The organism is Brenneria sp. hezel4-2-4 (assembly GCF_013155275.1).
GTDB lineage: Bacteria > Pseudomonadota > Gammaproteobacteria > Enterobacterales > Enterobacteriaceae > Brenneria.
This window is the reverse complement of the sequence record NZ_JABJXS010000003.1, coordinates 72,468-91,046: the sequence shown is the minus strand read 5'-3', so window position 1 is coordinate 91,046 and position 18,579 is coordinate 72,468. Positions and strand designations below refer to the sequence as shown.

The 18,579-nt window shown below is 50.6% G+C and carries 20 protein-coding genes; 18 read left to right on the top strand and 2 right to left on the bottom strand.

The features are described 5' to 3' along the window. Window positions 1-16: 16 nt before the first annotated feature. Window positions 17-478, top strand: a complete 462-nt coding sequence (locus HOY33_RS07245; RefSeq protein ID WP_172289553.1) for a PaaI family thioesterase — start codon at window positions 17-19, stop codon at window positions 476-478. A gap of 133 nt (window positions 479-611) precedes the next feature. Further along, window positions 612-1,877 (top strand): crotonyl-CoA carboxylase/reductase, encoded by a 1,266-nt coding sequence (ccrA, locus tag HOY33_RS07240; RefSeq protein WP_172289552.1) that lies wholly within the window; start codon window positions 612-614, stop codon window positions 1,875-1,877. Between the two features lie 280 nt (window positions 1,878-2,157). Here the strand turns inward: ccrA and HOY33_RS07235 are convergent, their stop codons facing one another. Next, entirely contained in the window at window positions 2,158-2,487 is a 330-nt protein-coding gene (locus HOY33_RS07235; RefSeq protein WP_172289551.1) for a YciI family protein, read from the bottom strand. Between the two features lie 101 nt (window positions 2,488-2,588). Between HOY33_RS07235 and HOY33_RS07230 the strand changes: the two genes are divergently transcribed. The 13 genes from HOY33_RS07230 to phnP all read left to right on the top strand — a co-directional run bounded on the left by HOY33_RS07230 (window position 2,589) and on the right by phnP (window position 14,159). After that, the gene (locus HOY33_RS07230; protein ID WP_172289550.1) at window positions 2,589-3,485 is read left to right on the top strand and encodes a LysR substrate-binding domain-containing protein; all 897 of its coding nucleotides are present in this window, start codon (window positions 2,589-2,591) and stop codon (window positions 3,483-3,485) included. Between the two features lie 517 nt (window positions 3,486-4,002). Next, window positions 4,003-4,887, top strand: coding sequence for an NAD(P)-dependent oxidoreductase (locus HOY33_RS07225; protein ID WP_172289549.1), 885 nt, complete (start codon window positions 4,003-4,005; stop codon window positions 4,885-4,887). 28 nt (window positions 4,888-4,915) lie between these two features. After that, complete coding sequence (gene aepX / locus HOY33_RS07220; protein ID WP_172289548.1) at window positions 4,916-5,827, top strand: phosphoenolpyruvate mutase; 912 nt, start codon at window positions 4,916-4,918, stop codon at window positions 5,825-5,827. Window positions 5,828-5,882: 55 nt separating this feature from the next. Further along, on the top strand, window positions 5,883-7,031 hold the full coding sequence (gene aepY, locus HOY33_RS07215; RefSeq protein ID WP_172289547.1) for a phosphonopyruvate decarboxylase: 1,149 nt from the start codon (window positions 5,883-5,885) through the stop codon (window positions 7,029-7,031). A 135-nt stretch (window positions 7,032-7,166) separates the two neighbouring features. Beyond that, window positions 7,167-7,622, top strand: coding sequence for a phosphonate C-P lyase system protein PhnG (gene phnG / locus HOY33_RS07210; RefSeq protein WP_172289546.1), 456 nt, complete (start codon window positions 7,167-7,169; stop codon window positions 7,620-7,622). Beyond that, complete coding sequence (phnH, locus tag HOY33_RS07205) at window positions 7,622-8,203, top strand: phosphonate C-P lyase system protein PhnH (RefSeq protein ID WP_172289545.1); 582 nt, start codon at window positions 7,622-7,624, stop codon at window positions 8,201-8,203. Before phnG ends, phnH begins: the two co-directional genes overlap by 1 nt. Then, entirely contained in the window at window positions 8,203-9,285 is a 1,083-nt protein-coding gene (locus HOY33_RS07200) for a carbon-phosphorus lyase complex subunit PhnI (protein WP_172289544.1), read from the top strand. The genes phnH and HOY33_RS07200 overlap by 1 nt, the downstream gene beginning before the upstream one ends. Continuing rightward, complete coding sequence (locus tag HOY33_RS07195) at window positions 9,278-10,129, top strand: alpha-D-ribose 1-methylphosphonate 5-phosphate C-P-lyase PhnJ (protein ID WP_172289543.1); 852 nt, start codon at window positions 9,278-9,280, stop codon at window positions 10,127-10,129. The genes HOY33_RS07200 and HOY33_RS07195 overlap by 8 nt, the downstream gene beginning before the upstream one ends. After that, entirely contained in the window at window positions 10,126-10,914 is a 789-nt protein-coding gene (gene phnK / locus HOY33_RS07190) for a phosphonate C-P lyase system protein PhnK (protein WP_172289542.1), read from the top strand. The genes HOY33_RS07195 and phnK overlap by 4 nt, the downstream gene beginning before the upstream one ends. A 51-nt stretch (window positions 10,915-10,965) precedes the next feature. Then, complete coding sequence (phnL, locus tag HOY33_RS07185; RefSeq protein ID WP_172289541.1) at window positions 10,966-11,691, top strand: phosphonate C-P lyase system protein PhnL; 726 nt, start codon at window positions 10,966-10,968, stop codon at window positions 11,689-11,691. Next, entirely contained in the window at window positions 11,688-12,824 is a 1,137-nt protein-coding gene (phnM, locus tag HOY33_RS07180) for an alpha-D-ribose 1-methylphosphonate 5-triphosphate diphosphatase (RefSeq protein ID WP_172289540.1), read from the top strand. The genes phnL and phnM overlap by 4 nt, the downstream gene beginning before the upstream one ends. Continuing rightward, window positions 12,824-13,402 (top strand): ribose 1,5-bisphosphokinase, encoded by a 579-nt coding sequence (gene phnN, locus HOY33_RS07175; protein WP_172289539.1) that lies wholly within the window; start codon window positions 12,824-12,826, stop codon window positions 13,400-13,402. The genes phnM and phnN overlap by 1 nt, the downstream gene beginning before the upstream one ends. After that, the gene (phnP, locus tag HOY33_RS07170) at window positions 13,395-14,159 is read left to right on the top strand and encodes a phosphonate metabolism protein PhnP (RefSeq protein ID WP_172289538.1); all 765 of its coding nucleotides are present in this window, start codon (window positions 13,395-13,397) and stop codon (window positions 14,157-14,159) included. Before phnN ends, phnP begins: the two co-directional genes overlap by 8 nt. Before the next feature lie 116 nt (window positions 14,160-14,275). Here the strand turns inward: phnP and HOY33_RS07165 are convergent, their stop codons facing one another. Next, complete coding sequence (locus HOY33_RS07165; protein ID WP_172289537.1) at window positions 14,276-15,193, bottom strand: LysR family transcriptional regulator; 918 nt, start codon at window positions 15,191-15,193, stop codon at window positions 14,276-14,278. 730 nt (window positions 15,194-15,923) lie between these two features. Here HOY33_RS07165 and HOY33_RS07160 point away from each other — a divergent pair. From HOY33_RS07160 to HOY33_RS07150, 3 genes are read left to right on the top strand one after another with little or no spacing between them, the layout of a single operon-like run. Then, a complete protein-coding gene (locus HOY33_RS07160) occupies window positions 15,924-16,337 on the top strand; it encodes a GNAT family N-acetyltransferase (RefSeq protein ID WP_172289536.1) in 414 nt (137 codons plus the stop codon). Window positions 16,338-16,365: 28 nt separating this feature from the next. After that, window positions 16,366-17,055 (top strand): helix-turn-helix transcriptional regulator, encoded by a 690-nt coding sequence (locus HOY33_RS07155; protein ID WP_172289535.1) that lies wholly within the window; start codon window positions 16,366-16,368, stop codon window positions 17,053-17,055. 20 nt (window positions 17,056-17,075) lie between these two features. Continuing rightward, the gene (locus HOY33_RS07150; protein ID WP_172289534.1) at window positions 17,076-18,350 is read left to right on the top strand and encodes a cytosine permease; all 1,275 of its coding nucleotides are present in this window, start codon (window positions 17,076-17,078) and stop codon (window positions 18,348-18,350) included. Window positions 18,351-18,579 lie beyond the last annotated feature (229 nt).

Here is an 18,579-nt window from a genome sequence, read left to right as displayed (position 1 = left end):
TTCACAGGAGATAATCATGATTGAAAAGCATTACTTATCCCTATTCAACGCGTCGGCGCTGTTCAAAAGTTTGGGGTTTTCCATCGTCGAAATCAACGACGACGCCCTCATTATGGAAATTGCCGATGACAACCCCTGTCATCAAGGCGGATTTGGCGTACTCGCCTCAACGGGCATCAACGGCGCGGTGGTCAGCGCCGCCCTGGAATCTGCGATAGGTTTATGCGGATTCCGGGCGCTTGGCGGCCAGCCTGCCGGAGTTATCGAATTGTCGGTAAAACTGCTGAGAGTGATACGCAAAAAACCCTGCCGGGTTGAAGCCCGCATCGACAATAAAAATCATCATCTGGCCTTTGTATCCGCAACGCTGTATAGCGCGCGCGGCGGTATTTGCGCCACAGCGACGGGCATCGTCGTTAAAAGCAAAAGCAGTGAAAGCCAGTCCGACGATCTCGATGAGCCGCTCAACGGCCGGTGATCCCGATATTCAGTCTTACGTCAGCGCAAGCGTCCCGTCACGCCTCGTTCCGCTGTTTTTATAGCGAAACCGGGGCGGTGTGGAAAAGCGCGCAAATTTAGGAAATGAATTTTTTCAGACAAGGAGTACGAAAATGACTACGGATTTTGCTATTCCAAAAACCATGAAAGCCTATCTTATTCGGCCTGAACGCTATGGCGATCCTATTACCGCCATTCAACCCGAGATCGTCAATATTCCCGAACTTTCCCCCCAGCAGGTGCTGATTAAAGTCATGGCCTCCGGGCTGAATTATAACAATGTCTGGGCCGCCACCGGGAAACCGGTGGACGTCATTTCCGCCCGCCGTAAAAAAAATAAACATGCCGAACCTTTTCATATCGGCGGTTCCGAAGCCTCCGGCATTGTCTACGCCGTAGGCGGCGAAGTCAGTAACGTCAAGGTCGGCGACGCCGTTGTCATTTCCTGTTCGGTCTACGACGCGACGTCCCTTGAGTCCCGCGTCGCCGCGGACCCGATGTTTACCCGTAGTCAGGAAATCTACGGCTATGAAAGGAATTACGGTTCGTTTGCCGAATATACCGTGGTGGAAAACTACCAGTGTTATCCCAAACCCGATTTCCTGACATGGGAAGAGAGCGCAACGCTGATGCTGAACGGCCCCACCGCCTATAAGCAATTGACGCACTGGGCGCCGAATATCGTAAAACCCGGCGATCCCGTGCTGATTTGGGGGGCGGCCGGCGGGCTGGGATCCTTATCGGTGCAAATAGTGAAAGCTCTCGGCGGGCTTCCCGTCGCGGTGGTGTCCAGCGAAGAGAAAGGAGAATACGTACGCGGACTCGGCGCCGTGGGATATATCATCAGGCGGAAATACTCACATTTCGGACGGCTTCCCGATGTCACCACCGATGAACACGCCTCATGGTCAAGAACCTTCGCCAATTTCAGGCGCGACTTTTTTAAAGCGCTGGGTAAAAAGGAACTCCCCAAGCTGGTGATCGAGCATTCCGGCCAGGACACCTTCCCGACCTCGCTGCAAATCTGCGATCATTCGGGCATGGTTGTCACCGTCGGCGGGACATCCGGCTATAACTGCGATTTTGATGTCCGTCACCTCTGGATGCACCAGAAAAGAATCCAAGGCTCCCACTATGCCAATATTCGGGAATGCTGGGAATTTCTCCACCTGGTTAACCAGAAAAGAATCGTTCCGACGATGAATAGGGTGTTTAAGTTTGATGAAATACCGTATGCCCATCAGCAGCTCTTAGAAGGGAAAATATATGGCAATGCCGCGGTGTTGATCAATGCAACGTCGCCCCGACTCGGTTCGGTTACCGAGCAGGCGGATACAACAACGGGCAACCCCGACTTTAAAACACCATTGCTCGCGTAATCCCGTGACGACCGTGAATTTGTTGCAATAAAACGTCAGCGACAGCCCCCGGCATGAGCGTTAGCCTCGCCATGCTTATAAAACCTGACCGTCAGAAAGCGCTCCCGCCGGAGTGCTTTCTGATTTTCTATTAACCACTAATGGGAATGAGGAAGAATCTCCCCAGCGGCAGGCCCGCGTTTGGGGCCGACATCGCGCGTTCAGCTACAGACTTAAAGGTAAGCGCCGATGCCTGAATGCGGCATAGTTCATAAATCATCTTTTCCTGCACAAACCCGTTTCAGTCCACCAGATCCTGCAATTCACTGACTGTGGTACGGCTCGATAATGCAGAAAACTCACCAAACAACGGGTCCCATTCCTGAATATCCAACTCCGCAATGAGGTCTTCACGCATGAAAGGATCGGCGTTAACCAGCGCCTGTACTTCATCAAGGTTCTCGGCCCTGAAAATCAGAAAGCCGGCCCGTAGCGGAGTGCCTTTTAGCGGCCCGGATGCAATCAGCTTCCCTTTTTTAATAAGATCCTTCAGGTAAAGCACATGTTCCCGAACAAACGAATTCCACTTCGCGCCTGCCGGATGATCCATTCTTACAATATAGATACTCATGATTTACCTCTTACTTGATGATTAATCAAAGCGAGTGTAATGAGCATTAATAGTATTTAAAATAGGCTGTAATCGAGTACTGAAACAATCAGGAGTTGTTAATGCTGGATAAGCTCACCGGTATTCGTGTCTTTGTCGCTGCGGTGCAAACGGGTTCTTTTGTCGCCGCAGCGCAGAAACTGAGCATGTCGCCGCAAATGGTGGCGCGACACATCGCCACGCTGGAAAAACAGCTGTCGACGCGCCTGCTGAACAGAACCACACGCAGGCAAAGCCTCACCCCAACCGGCAGTCAGTACTTCAGGCGCTGCGAGGCCATTTTGCAGGCCATTGATGACGCAGACAGTGAAGCCAGTGGAACCGCTGAAATACCTGCTGGTACGCTGCGGCTCAATGCCCCGGTGACATTTGGACACTATGCCCTGGTAGGTTTCCTCTGCCAATTTCTTCAGCGCTATCCGCAAATCAGTATTGAACTCATACTGTCAGACGAAGTTATCAACCCGGCCTCAGAAGGTTTTGATGCGGTGATCCGCATAGGCGAGCTGGATAAAGACCTCCGACTGGCAGCAAAGCCGTTATCCGCGTATCGGTTTATTGCCTGCGCTGCGCCTGAATACCTGGCAAAGCACGGCTGGCCGCGGCACCCCTCCGACCTGAAACATCACCAGTGCCTTGGTTTTTCCCCCTGGCAGGCAGGGTTAACCCATCGCTGGCCGTTTATCAGCGCAGGTGGACTCAGTGAGGTGATGGTGAGTTCCCGGCTGGCGATTAACGATTGGGGCGCCATGCTGGAAGCGACGTTAAAGGGGGCTGGAGTGCTGATTGGCTATGAAAAAGCGCTTGAGCAACCGCTTAAGCAAGGACAGCTTGTGACCATCCTCGCTGACTATCGATTTCCCGAGCGAGCAATGCATCTGCTGTATGATCCCTCGCGTGCAAAAGAAACCCGCTATAAAGTTTTCATCGATGCGTTATGTCAATATTTCAACGAATGAACAATTTCATGCACTGCCAGATCGCTATCCGCCGGCGCCGGGAATAGCTGATGTTTTCAACGGAACCACTCGTTAAGTTAACCTGCCGTGTTATCCCCCATAAATAATTTAGCTGAAAAGTGCCAGCGCGATACGATTCATATGTAATACTTATTGATAACAGGCAAAGAATAAACTTTTCCTTGTGACTCTCTCTATTTTACAGAGGGATCGCATGTCGTACTAAAATCCCATGACGACGTTATCGTGATTGCCGTAATTATTGTATTTACATTACCAGCAAGCCGTTTTATCACACTACTCTATTTATTATACCCTTTAATAATTTCAAATAAAATAAATCCCATAATCAAAACTCATCATGAGTAGAAGTAACCTTTTTAATTACTATTTTCCGTTTTTATAAAAAAAATAATGCTGTATATATTCATAAACAACACAGTCCATAATAATTCATGAACCATCTGCTTTTCCGAAAAATTCATTGGGTATTAGACAAATAAACGGACCAAGTTATATGAAGAATACAATCGCTATTGTCGGCGCAGGATCTTTAGGCAGCGCATTAGTCAAAAGACTACTTGATTGTGGCTATCCGGTGTCGGTATTTAACCGAACCAGAGATAAAGCCGATCGCTTGATCGATTATGGAGCGACACCGGTTTATAAAATACAGGATATTTTTAACGACCGTTGTCTTATTGCTATCGCCTGTCTAAAAGATGCGGACAGTATCATCGCAACATTTAAGCCGCTGCTCAATAGCCACGGCAATCCTGTTCAGAAAAAACTGCTGATTAATACAAGTACGCTGGGACCGGAAGAATCCCGTCGCGTTGAAGCGTTTATGCGGAAAATTCCGTTGGAATACGCAGAGCTGCCGGTTTCCGGAGGGCCTGAAGGCGCGCTTCAAGGCAAGCTGGTTGCTTATATGGGGCCGGTAGCGGATATCTTTCGCCCGATAATCCTGGAGATTGTAGCGGCCCTGTGTAATCGCTATTCGTTGATGAGCAGTAATCACCATGCTCAGGCAATGAAGGTGGTTAATAATTATTGTGAAGCGATGAATATGGCTGTCGCCGCCGAAGCCATTTCTCTGGCGGAAGAAATAGGATTAAGCAAAGAGGAGATTTGTGAAACCTTGCCGCTGGGCCGAGGCCGATCCGTTTATATGGATGTACTATTAGATAAATATCAACGTGCTGACCGCTCTATTTCTTTTCCACTGGATCTTCGCGTTAAAGATCTCTTACTGGCCGCGCCTATTTTCGAACAGAGCGGCATCCAGAGTTTTTTCTATCCACAACTATCTGAAGCTTATAAAAAAGCATTAGCAGATAACCCGTCCCGTGTTGATCAGAGCGCCTATTTTGAGTTTTTTAAGGCCTACAACCATAAGTAATTATTTATTGATATAAGAGGAACCGTTTATGAAAAATCACCGTCATCTTACAAGCACCACGCCGGATAAACGCCGTCATACTTTGAAGCAGGTGCTGGAAAATAAACAAAGTATCCGGGTGATGGAAACGCATAGTCCGCTGGCCGCGTTGCTGGTAGAGCAGGCTTCTTATAACAAGGATGGAAAAGTAATTGAATTTGACGCCTTTTGGTCAAGCTCATTAACCGATTCAACCGTACGGGGTAAACCCGATATTGAATTGTTGTCGCTGAGTAGCCGTTTAAATAGTATTGCAGATATTTTTGATGTTACGACCAAACCCTTAATCCTCGACGGTGATACAGGCGGACAAATAGCGCATCTGCCTTATCATATCAATGCAGCGGAAAAAATAGGGGTATCTTCCATTATTATTGAAGATAAAACGGGTTTGAAGAAAAACTCCCTTTTTGGCACGGACGTAAAACAAACGCAGGATGACCCCGCCCGCTTCGCCGAGAAAATAGCCGCCGCCAAGTCAGCACAACTTACTGATGATTTTATGGTCATCGCCAGAGTTGAAAGTTTAATTCTGGATGCGGGAATGACGGATGCGATTGACCGGGCCCTCACCTACGTCGCTGCCGGCGCGGATGGCATCATGATCCACAGCCGTAAAAAAGACCCGCAAGAAATCATCGAGTTCTCACGAATATTTAAGAAGTCCGCGCCAAACGTCCCATTGGTCTGCGTTCCCACCAGCTTCAACGATATTACCTTCGATCAGCTTACTGATTATGGTTTCAATATTGTCATTTATGCCAATCATTTGCTGAGAGCATCCTATCCGGCAATGAGAAATATTCTTGAGGATATCTTAAAGAATGGCCGCACGCTGGAGATTGAGGATAAGTGCTTGCCGATAAAAGAGATCCTGGAGTTGATTCCCGGAACAAAATAACGCGCTCGACACCGTATTTAACGGTGTCTCTTTCTAAATACTCAAGAGAGATACTATGATTTCTGCAAACGATCTTATCGCGTTATTGCGTGAACACGAGGTGGATTTTTATACCGGCGTGCCGGACTCGCTGTTAAAAGAATTCTGTCGGGCGCTCTCCGCGGCAGACGATGGCATCAATCATGTCACGGCCTGCAATGAAGGGGCCGCCATGGGGATAGCCATCGGTCACCATCTGGCCACCGGCCACATTCCGGCGATTTATTTGCAAAACTCGGGGCTGGGCAATTTGGTCAATCCCTATTGCTCACTGGCCGATGTTCACGTGTACGCGATCCCTGCCCTGCTGATTATCGGCTGGCGCGGAGAGCTCACCGACAGCGGAGAGCAGTTGCATGATGAGCCTCAGCACGTCAAGCAAGGCCAGGTCACGCTGAGCTTGCTGGAAACGCTGGATATTCCTTATTACGTCGTTGACGGCAATCAGGCGGATTTACCCGCCGAAGTGGCCTCACTGCTTGAACGGGCTAAACAGGAGCGGCGTGCGGTCGCGCTGGTATGCAGAAAGAACACGTTTTCGCCGACGCTCGCCGATGTGCATATTCCCAACCCAGCGGCGGAAAAAGGGGTAATGACCCGTGAAGAGATCGTTGCCTGCTGTCTTGAAATTCTGCCGCCTTCTCTGCCCATCGTCAGCACAACCGGTATGCTTTCGCGCGAATTGTACGAACTCCGCGAACGTAACCAGATCAGTCATGAAAAAGACTTTCTTACCGTAGGCGGCATGGGCCACGCCTCTCAGATTGCGCTGGGTATTGCGTTGGCCAATCCGCAACGGCAGGTGGTGTGCATGGATGGCGATGGCGCGGTACTTATGCATCTGGGGGGATTGACCAATACCTCACAGGTAAACAACATCCTGCACATCGTCATCAATAACGGCGCTCATGCCTCGGTCGGCGGTCAGGTCACTCTGGCCGCCAACCTGCGCCTGTCGGATATCGCCCACGCCATCGGTTACAGCTATACGCAAACCGTCACCACGGCGCTGGAGCTGGCGCTAAGCCTTACCCACGCGCTGTCACGACCGCAAAACGCCTTTATTGAAGTGCTATGCCGCACCGGACACCGCGCCGATCTCGGGCGCCCTAAACGAACGCCCATCGAAAACAAAACCGACTTTATGAATTTCCTGCAAACGTAATCGTGCACCCGTCGCCATTTATGTCGGGCTGACAAGTGCCAGCCCCCGAGTGGCGCTGATGCTGACATTGTCATCTGTAGCCGGATAACGGCACGCAGAGACGCTGAAAGTTATCCACTTTGACAGGACAGGCTAATGATTAATACCGCTATTCGCCAGCACTGGATGTCAGTGCTGGCCCATAGTCCGACGTCAGAATTGACCGAACTGTGGCAGTCTCTCAACCTGACGCCCGAGTATCACCTGATTCGATCCCCCGAGGTCGGGTTGCTTCAGGTTCAGGGACGTATGGGAGGAGAAGGACGACGTTTCTTTATGGGAGACGTGACCGTCACCCGTGCGGTAGTGCAGCTTTCAGGCGATGATAACGGCGGCTACGGCCACAGTTATGTTATCGGTCGCAATAAAGCGCACGCCGAACTGAGCGCGCTCATTGATGCGCTATTACAAATACCCTCGCAGTACGATTTACTTCAGGTTCGCTTGATTACCCCGCTGCACACCCGGCTAACCGCAAAGCGTCAGCAGCGGAAACGAGAGATTGCCACCAGTCAGGTCGACTTCTTTACTCTGGTAAGGGGGGAAGACTAATGAAGCTGCTCAATGGATTTGCCGATCCCGTTGACGATGCGCAACGCGCGTTTCGGCTGATACTGAAAGCGATGAGCGAGCCCGGCTTGCCGGTTACGTTGAATGACGGCCCGGACTGGCAACCGCTATCCCCGGCGACCAGCGCCGTCTTGCTCACCCTGGCGGACAATGAGACGCCGCTCTATCTTTCCGCTCCGTTCCGCGACGATCGGATTATCCACAATCTGCGTTTTCATACCGGGGCGCCGCTAACCGACCAGGCTTCTCAGGCGGCGTTTGCGGTGCTGGATAATGCGTTTCCCGCCACGCTGCTGGATGCGTTTGCCGGCGGCAGCGATGAATCCCCGCATTACAGCACCACACTGATCCTTGAAGCGCCTTCGCTCAGCGGTGCGCCCCCCTTGACCTTAAGCGGCCCTGGCATTCAGCAGCGGCGTACCTTTAGCGTACCGCTCCCGGAACACGTCAGACACTATCTCTGCCGCCGCCCGGTCGCCTTTCCGCAGGGACTGGATTTCATTTTCACCTGCGGCCGGCAATTACTGGCCGTTCCGCGCACAACCCATGTGGAGGAGAGCTAATGTACGTTGCAGTGAAAGGCGGCGAAAAAGCGATTACCGCCGCGCATCGCCTACAGGAACGACTACGCAGAGGCAGCGATGCCGAGCTGGGTTGTCGGCAAATAGAGCAACAGTTGGAGCTTGGCGTACAGCGGGTGATGAACGAAGGGGGAATTTACGATACGCAACTCGCCTCGCTCGCCATCAAACAGGCCAGCGGCGATCTGGTGGAAGCGATCTTCCTGCTTCGCGCCTATCGAACCACGCTGCCGCGCTTTATGGTCAGCGAACCGCTCGATATGGCGGGCATCCGGCTGGAGCGGCGAATTTCCGCCATTTATAAGGATCTGCCCGGCGGCCAGATTCTGGGGCCGACCTACGATTACACCCACCGCCTGCTCGACTTCGGGCTGTTAAATGAGCATGACGCTCCGCCGCTGGCTCAGTCAGACGAACCGGCCGCAACGCCGACGGTAACCTCGTGTCCGCGCATCTTTGAAATGATGACCCGGGAAGGCTTGATTAGCGCCGAAAATGATGACGGCAGCGAACCTGATGATATTACCCGCCATCCTATCAGTTATCCCTGTAGCCGATCGGCCCGTCTGCAACAGTTGGTCAGAACCGATGAAGGATTTTTGCTGGCGCTGGGCTATTCCATTCAGCGCGGCTACGGCCGCAATCACCCCTTTGTCGGCGAAATTCGCACCGGCTACGTCAGCCTGAGCTGCACCCCGGAAGAGCTGGGTTTTTCGATTGAGATCGGCGAAATATTGCTGACCGAATGTGAAATGGTCAACAACATCAAAACCACCGACACAGGCTGCCCTTGTTTTACCCGCGGTTATGGCCTGGTATTCGGCCGGGCGGAACGCAAAGCGATGTCGATGGCGTTGGTGGATCGCGCGCTGAGAGCCGCCGAGTACGGCGAAACGGTTGCCGGACCGGCACAGGACGAAGAGTTCGTGCTATCACATGCCGACAGCGTGGACGCCTCCGGCTTCATCTCACATCTGAAACTCCCTCATTATGTCGATTTTCAGTCTGAATTGGATCTGCTTAGGCAGTTACGCCGTGACTTTGAGGAGGGGCGTCATGAGTGATGATATTTTAACCGGCTACAACATGGGTTATCTGGACGAACAGAGTAAACGGATGATCCGCCGGGCGATCCTCAAAGCGGTGGCGATCCCCGGCTTTCAGGTTCCTTTCGGCGGACGCGAAATGCCGATGCCCTATGGCTGGGGAACCGGCGGCATCCAGGTGACCGCCAGTCTGATCGGGCGCGACGATACCCTGAAAGTGATCGACCAGGGCTCGGACGACACCACCAACGCCGTATCCATCCGCCACTTCTTTCAGCGGGTGGCGCAGGTCGCCACCACTACGCGGGTCGGCGAGGCGACATTGATTCAAACCCGGCACCGCATCCCCGAAAACCCGCTGCGCGCCGATCAGATCATCGTATACCAGGTGCCGATCCCTGAGCCTCTACGCTTTATCGAACCGCGGGAGACCGAAACCCGCAAGATGCATGCGCTGGAAGAGTATGGCGTGATGCACGTTAAGCTGTACGAGGATATTGCGCACCACGGACATATCGCGACGACTTACGCTTACCCGGTATTGGTCAACCATCGTTACGTGATGGATCCCTCGCCGATCCCCAAATTCGACAACCCCAAAATGGATATGATGCCGGCGTTGCAGCTATTCGGCGCCGGACGTGAAAAACGCATCTACGCGTTGCCCCCCTTTACTTCGGTAAAAAGCCTGGATTTTGAAGATTATCCTTTTTCCGTTCAGCAGTGGGACGAACCCTGTGCGTTATGCGGCGCCAGGAACAGCTTTCTGGATGAGGTGGTGCTCGACGATCGCGGAAATCGCATGTTTGTCTGCTCCGACACCGATTTTTGCCAGCAGCAGCGAGAGGAACAAGGATTATGAAACCGTCACAAATGCAGCAGCAGTCGTTATTGAGCGTTCGTAGTCTGACCCATCTGTATGCGCCCGGCAAAGGCTTCACCGACGTTGATTTTCAGCTTTATCCCGGCGAGGTGCTGGGGATTGTCGGTGAGTCCGGCTCAGGAAAAAGCACCTTGCTTAATGCGCTGTCAGGACGCCTGAAGCCGCAGCAAGGCCAGGTTCTTTACCTCGATAAAGACAATACCGAGTTGGACGTATACGGCATCAGTGAAAACCGGCGTCGACAGATTCTGCGTCGCGACTGGGGCGTCGTCCATCAACACGCGCTTGATGGCCTGCGTTCCCGGGTTTCCGCCGGCGGCAATATCGGCGAGCGGTTGATGGCCATCGGCCACCGTCATTACGGTTATATCCGCCGGCAGGCGGAAGAGTGGCTCGAAAGCGTCGAAATTCCGGCGGATCGGCTGGATGATTTTCCGACCACCTTTTCCGGCGGTATGCAGCAGCGTCTGCAAATCGCCTGCAATCTGGTTACCTCCCCGCGCCTGATCTTTATGGATGAACCCACCAGCGGACTGGATGTCTCGGTACAGGCACGCCTGTTGGATCTGTTGCGCAATCTGGTGATGGAAATGGGGCTGGCCGTCATTATCGTCACGCATGACCTGGGCGTCGCCCGGCTACTGACCCACCGGCTGATGGTTATGCAGCAGGGTCGGATCGTAGAGAGCGGGTTAACCGACCGGGTACTTGACGATCCCCTCCATCCTTATACCCAACTGCTGACGTCGTCTGTGCTGATGTAGTCATGGGGAAAACGTTCATTACCTGTTGACGAGCAACACGGGAGCAACACTATGTGTGATTCAACATCTGAAATACAGGTTGCGGTAGAAAATCTATCCAAAACTTTTGTATTGCATAACCAGCGCGGAGTCCGGCTACCGGTACTATCGGCTATCAATTTGCAGGTTAAAAAAGGGCAGTGCATCGCGTTGCACGGTCATTCAGGCTGCGGCAAATCCACCTTGCTGCGCTCACTTTATGCCAATTATCAGGCTGATGAAGGGCATATCTGGATCAATCATCGGCAGCATCCGGTGGATATCGTCACGGCCGGCGCCCGCACCATTTTTGCCGTCCGTCGCGAAACGCTGGGCTGGGTAAGCCAGTTTTTACGCGTGATCCCGCGCATCAGTACGCTGGACGTCGTGATGCAGCCGCTACTGGAACAAGGGGTGGAGAAAGCGGAATGCGCGGCAAGGGCCGAGCAATTGCTGTCCCGGTTACGTATTCCATCGCGTCTGTGGTCATTGGCGCCTTCGACCTTTTCCGGCGGCGAACAGCAACGCATCAACATCGCGCGGGGTTTTATTACCGATTATCCCATCCTGTTGCTGGATGAACCCACCGCATCCCTTGATGATAAAAATCGCCGCACCGTGGCGGCGCTAATCGAGGAAGCCAAACTGCGGGGAACGGCGATTATCGGCATCTTTCATGACAAAGAAATCCGCGAACAGGTGGCGGACAGCCTTTTCATCATGCCGGACCCTGCATCGGGACAGGGAGAAAAACCATGATTATCAATAATGTCAAAATAGTGACGGAAAACGAGCTGATGTTGGGTTCGGTCGAAATAACCAACGAAATCATTCATCACTGTTCAGACTCCGTCAGCCATCTACCGCAGGCGCTGGATGGCGAAGGCGGCTGGCTGCTGCCAGGGTTGGTTGAACTGCACACCGATAATCTGGAAAAGTACTTTACCCCGCGCCCCGGCGTAAGCTGGCCGGCAAACTCGGCCATGAAAAATCACGATGCGGGAATTATCAGCAGCGGTATCACCACCGTACTGGATGCGGTGGCGATTGGCGATGTGCGGGCGGGCGGCGATCGCATGGAGAACGTGCAAAAGATGATCGATGCTATCCACTATAGCCGGCAGAACGGCCTGAATAGAGCCGAGCATTATCTTCATTTGCGCTGTGAGTTGCCCCATGAAACGACGCTGCCGCTTTTCGAGCGGTTGAAAAACACCCCGGAATTGTTGCTGGTTTCATTAATGGATCATTCGCCAGGCCAGCGGCAGTTCGTCTCACCGGAAAAATACCGCACGTACTATCAGGGGAAATATCATCTGAGCGACAGCCAGATGGATGCGTTTACCCAACAACAGATCGCTTTCGCCAAACGCTGGTCGCAGCCTAATCGCGAGGCCATTGCCTCGCAATGCCGGTTGCAGGGACTGGTTCTGTCCAGCCACGACGATGCGACCGCCGCACATACAGATGAGTCATATAAGCTGGGGGTCACTATCGCCGAGTTTCCCACCACCCGGGAAGCGGCGCAGACGGCGTATCAGCAAGGAATGCAGGTCATGATGGGCGCTCCCAATGTGATCCGTGGCGGATCGCACTCCGGAAACGTCTCGGCGCATCTGCTGGCGCAGGCGGGTCTGCTCACCATCCTCTCGTCCGATTATTTCCCCGGCAGTCTGCTGGAGGCGGTCTTTAAGCTTGCCCACGATGAAACATTGCCCTACACCCTGCCGCAGGCGGTCGCATTGGCGTCATTAACGCCGGCCAGGGCGCTGGGTCTGAATGACCGTGGCTCCATTGCCGAAGGAAAACGTGCGGATATGACGCTGGTCAGGGAATTCAAGGGGGAACCCTACATTCAGGCGGTCTGGTGTGGCGGGCGGAGGGTATTTTGATGGCCAGATTGATTTATCTTATCGGCGCCTCCGGCTGCGGCAAAGACAGTCTGCTGGGCGCACTGCGCGCGTCGGACACCAAACATATTTTAGTGGCCCATCGCTATATCACCCGCCCGGCGTCATCGGGCAGTGAAAACCATATCGCGCTCAGTGAGCGGGAGTTCCGGTTCCGTCATCGCCATGGGTTATTTTGTTTATCCTGGCAAGCGCATCAGTTGTATTACGGCCTGGGTATTGAAGTCGACGTTTGGCTGGAGAAAGGCATTGATGTGATTGTTAACGGATCGCGCGCCGATTTGCCGCAGGCGGACAAACGTTATGGCGATCGCCTGTTACCGATTTGCCTGACCGTTCCGCAAAAAATTTTGGAGCAGCGTCTGAGAAAACGCGGGCGGGAGAACGAACGGCAGATTGCAGAGCGTCTGCGTCGCACGGTGAACTATCAGGCAACCGTGCCAACGAGCTGCGCATATTTGTCCAATACCGGTCCGCTGGAGCAGACCGTCCAGGCTTTTTGGCAATGGTTGAATAAAACTGAAGACCCCGCCCCGGCAGGGAGACGGTTCGATGACTAACTCCCCCCGGTTCTCGCTAACCTTTACCGGCACCGGCGGCGTTCACGCCGCCCCCCTCTTTGGCTGCCAGTGCCCGGCCTGTCAGCGGGCGCGTACGATGCCAAAACATCTGCGGCGCCCCTGTAGCGCGCTGATAGATTGCGAAGGAGAACTGACATTGCTGGATGCCGGGCTGGACGATTTATCACAACGTTTTCATCCCGGTCAGCTACAACGCATTTTGCTCACGCACTATCATATGGACCATGTCCATGGACTGTTTCCCTTACGCTGGGGAAAGGGAACGCCTATTCCGGTTTACTCTCCCCCCGACCCTGTTGGCTGTGACGATCTATTCAAACACCCGGGTATTCTGGATTTTCAATTTCTCAAGCACCCGTTCCAAGCTTATCCGATGGGGAATATGCGTGTTACCCCCGTTCCGCTCAACCATTCTCGTATAACCTGGGGCTACGTTATAAGCTGGCGGCACAGCAAGATTGCTTATCTTACCGACACCAGGGGATTACCGGCGAATACCTATCATTTTCTGTCTCAGCAGAAGATAACCTGCCTGATTATTGATTGTACTTATCCGCCAGGCGAGCAAAGAAACCACAATGATATTAATCAGGCAACCGAGTTATATTACGCCCTGCGCCCCGGCAGAATGCTGCTGACGCACATCGATCATACTCTGGATGAGTGGTTAATAACCCATAGGCTTCCGACAGGAATGGCGGTGGCGCAAGACAACCAAACCCTTTGCCTTGACTAACCGCCGCCATCAGGAGGTACGAGAATAGCGGCATATACTTAATGAGCAAACTTTATTGAATATCTCTATTAAGAATAAGGTTCTAAAAATGTTTTCTTTTTATAACACAAAAATTATTACTCAATATAATTCACTGAATCTACTCTTTCCTCGATGATTTCGTTTTTCAGAAAATCATTCAGCAAGATAATATTTTTATTATAAATATGATTTTTCGGCCATACGAAATAATATCCATTTCCAGTACGGACTGCGTTTTTGAATGGCAGAACGAGCGTTTTATTTTCAAGTTCCCTCATCACCATGTTTATATCAACAATGGCTACGCCCAATCCATGAACGGCAGCGCTTATGGCAAAATCCATCGAGTCAAACTCGTTCTTATGAGCAACTTTTAGTCCAATATCCCCACGCATCCCTTCACACCATAACGACCAGTGATCTGCTTTTGATTTGGAGTATAAAAGATTAATCCGGAGACCGTTAATATCGCCGCATCGCGGCAACACGCCAGGGGCGCAAACAGGAATCAGCCATTCATCAAGCAGCCGGGTAACCTCCCATTCTTTAGGAAAATCACCGTTCCCATACTGGATAGCTCCATCATATTTACCTCCATTAAAATCAATGCATTCCAAATTAAGGCCGTTACTATCCAATCCAACCATTGGATAATCTTTCTTAGTATATAGTTTTCTGATTATCGCAATAAGCCAGCGTAACGAAAAAGTTGTCGGCGCTCGAATTTGTAACATATCCCTCTCGCCAGAAAACTGCTCGCATGCGATACATAGAGAGGTAAACGAAAGTTGAATTTCTTTAGCAAAACATTCCCCGTCAGGCGTTAACAAAACCCTGGGACCCTTTCGTTCAAATAACCTACGGCCAAAAAAAACTTCAAGTGTATGAATATGTTTGCTGATTGCGCTTTGTGTAATAGATAACTCATTCGCTGCCTGAGTAAATGATTGGTGGCGAGCTGCTGACTCAAAAGCTTTTAATGCATATAGCGGAGGCATTTTTAACCAATCCATATCCATATACTCCTATAAAGGAATAATCCTTGTTATTATTTAGTTACCACGATCGAGCCTACTTTTTACCGTAGGTAGGGAAATATCGCAATAAGATTCCTCTGTTAAAATACGATTAACAATATAATTAAATAATTTTAAATATAATAATAATAAAATAATGAATCACGGTTATTATTTAATAACAACATCTCCTGCTTTATAAAAAAGCATTTAAAGTTAAATCCCAACATGATGATTTTTTTACATAAATCTTACATAATTCATGATCGTCTCCCGGGTTAACGGCAGAGATGAGTCATGGCGTTATTTCTCGTTATCCCTTGCTAAGCTATCTGCTCCGGGAGAAGAGAATGACGAGAAATTTAGATGGCTAGGCCGTTTGGATGGCAACTTTTCCCGGAGAAAATTTGAACGCTGCTTACTGCGGCCCCAAAGGAGCGAGGCCCAGAAAAGGGCCAGGTCCCTCAGCCGACACACATGCAATGTGAAGTATGACGAGTGCAACTATTTTCCCTGGTGAAGGACATTGTTCACTTAATCCTGTGAATCTGACATTATATATATCTTTATCTTTTATGTTCGCAGTACGATTCTACGATACCGCAATACGCGCGCGTTAGAACGGGTAAAGATCACTCTTGTTTGATAAAAAAATTTATGTTATTAGCCAACTTTCAAATCAGCAAACATACTTCAATATGTTAATAATAAGGAGACGAAGAATAAAATGAATTTGAATATCACCGATAACCCGGATAAAAACGAAGAAGAGTTTGTTATTCAAAGCCTGTGGAAACACAATCAGCAATATGACGACGTGGATATTCATCCATTATTTTTAAACGTCAAGGACGATACCGGCGCCATCGTTGCCGGGCTGGTCGCCAGAACCTGGTGGGGAGGCCTTGAAGTTCAATACCTGTGGGTCGATGAGAAACACAGAAAAAGCGGACTGGGCCGCCAGTTGATGCAAAAAGCCGAGGAAGAAGCGCTCAGACGGGGTTGCCATTTGGCCTATGTCGACACGTTCAGTTTTCAGGCGCGAGGCTTTTATGAAAAACTGGGATATCGCGAATACGGGAATCTTCCGGGATATGCGCACAAGCACACACGGCATTATTTAGCAAAATTGATCCGCTGAGTCAGCATCAGTCTCAAGGGAGGGCAGGATGCCATCATCACATAAAAGCACCAATGACTATATCCGCAACCTTATTACCATGATGGAGTATCTGAATGAGCCATGGGGTATTAAAGATTTAGAGTCGCGCCATGTCTACATGAATAAAGCCGCCTATCTTTATACCAATACTCCCTTGGATTTTGATATTGAGGGGAAGCTTGATGATGAATTTCCCGCCAGTTGGGCGGAGTTATCCGATGACTTAAAAGAGCACGATCGCCGGACTGAAAATAGCGCGCAACGCGTTACCGTCATAGAAACCCATTTTTGGTATGGCAAAAAAACGCTCACGCCTTTCATTAGCGAAAAAATTCCGATATTTAATGCAGATAAAATCTGTATCGGAACCATGTGGAACGCCAGGCAACTTAATACGCTGTCTCCGTTGGTTTATATCAATCATAAAAAACCGACCATATTAAAGACCGAATTAACCGACACTATTTTCACCAAGTCTGAGCTTGATATTATTTTTCTGATATTACAGCGATTCACGCATAAAGAAATCGCCAGAAAAATGAACGTCTCATATAAAACCATAGAAAATAGAGTGTATAACATGTATCAAAAGGCGAACGTACACTCATTGAATCAATTTGAAGAATTTTGCTACCAACTGGGGCTGGATAATTATGTTCCAAACGCACTTATAGAAAAAGGCATTCAATTTATTTAAATATAAGGAAACATTTTCAGATGGAAAGAATAGATGATTACCCGGTAAGTCGGGTGCCGATGAGCGTGCGGCTTCCCTTCTTCAATGTGGCATTGGTTCACATAGGCATGCTAACCGCGCTGGATCAATTTATGCTAGGCGCGGTGCTGGGCAACTCAATGACATTGACCAATGCCTATATCTCGATTTTTATCGGCAGCGCGATCTTTGGGATTGTGACGTTGGGGCTCGGTTATGCGGGAATGAAAGAGGGGTTATCCGGTAGTCTGCTGGCCCGATGGTGCGGCTTCGGGCGCGTGGGTTCGGTATTGATCGGCGTGGTGATCGCCATCAGTCTGTTAGGCTGGTTCGGGGTGCAAAACGCCGTATTCGCCAAAGCCCTTAACTTCGCCCTGGGCGATAAATTAGGCTTTGGTTGGTCGGCCGCAATATCCGGCGCGGCGCTGACGATTCTGGTGGCCTTTGGTTTCAAAGCGTTAAAATTTACGGCGAAAATAGCCGTTCCGATGTTTATATTCATTGTCGGCTATATATCGGTCATGACCCTTACGGGGCATAATATCGCCGAACTGCTCGCTTCCGCTCCTACCGGGGAAGCCATTTCAATCAGCGCCGGGGCCACCATGGTGGTCGGCGGTTGTATTGTGGCAAGTTTAATTACCCCCGATATGACCCGCTACTCCAAAAAAGGCAACCATGTTTTCTGGATCACCATCTTGTCGATCATTGTGGGTGAATTCATCGTAAACGGTTTGGCAATATTAATCGCACGGGCGCTGAATACGGCTGATGTGGTGACGATTATGTCGCAAACCGCCGGGGGCATCGGGCTGATCGCGGTTATTTTTTCCACGTTAAGAATAAACGATATCAATCTTTATTCATCATCGCTGGGCATTGCCAACGCCATCGAAGGCATGACCGGCAGAAAACTCAGCTATATGTCGATCACGTTAGTGATTGGGTTTATCGGCACCTTTCTTTCCGTGATTGGTATTTTAGATAGGTTTGTCGATTTTCTCACTTTGCTTGGCGTTCTTTTCCCGCCGATTATCGGCATCATGCTGGTCGATTATTATATTTTACGTACCCATCGATCCTTGCTGACGGCCAGCCGGCAAGCGGGAAAACTGCCGGAAATAGCGGAAACCCCGCTGATCGGTTGGGCCGCCATCGTCGCGAGCATTGCCGGCGCCATCGTAGGATTCGCAATAGAGTGGGGCGTTCCATCGCTTAATTCATTGGTCGTAGCCAGTATTTTGTATTGGCTGATTAAAATAACGTATAGGCCATAATGTCCCAGTGGTGACGTAATTGGCGTGCTAACCGTATATCAGCGATTAATATACCGGACAGATAAAACAAGAGCGCTGCGGCGCTCCTGTTTCAAAACCGATGTGACCTCGCCCGTATTCGCGATACGGGGATTCTTTGACGCACTAATCATTGTCTGTTCAGGTCAATGGTTAACCAAGACATAAAGCAATACACTCGGGTCTATCCTCAAATAAAAAAAGGAAGTCC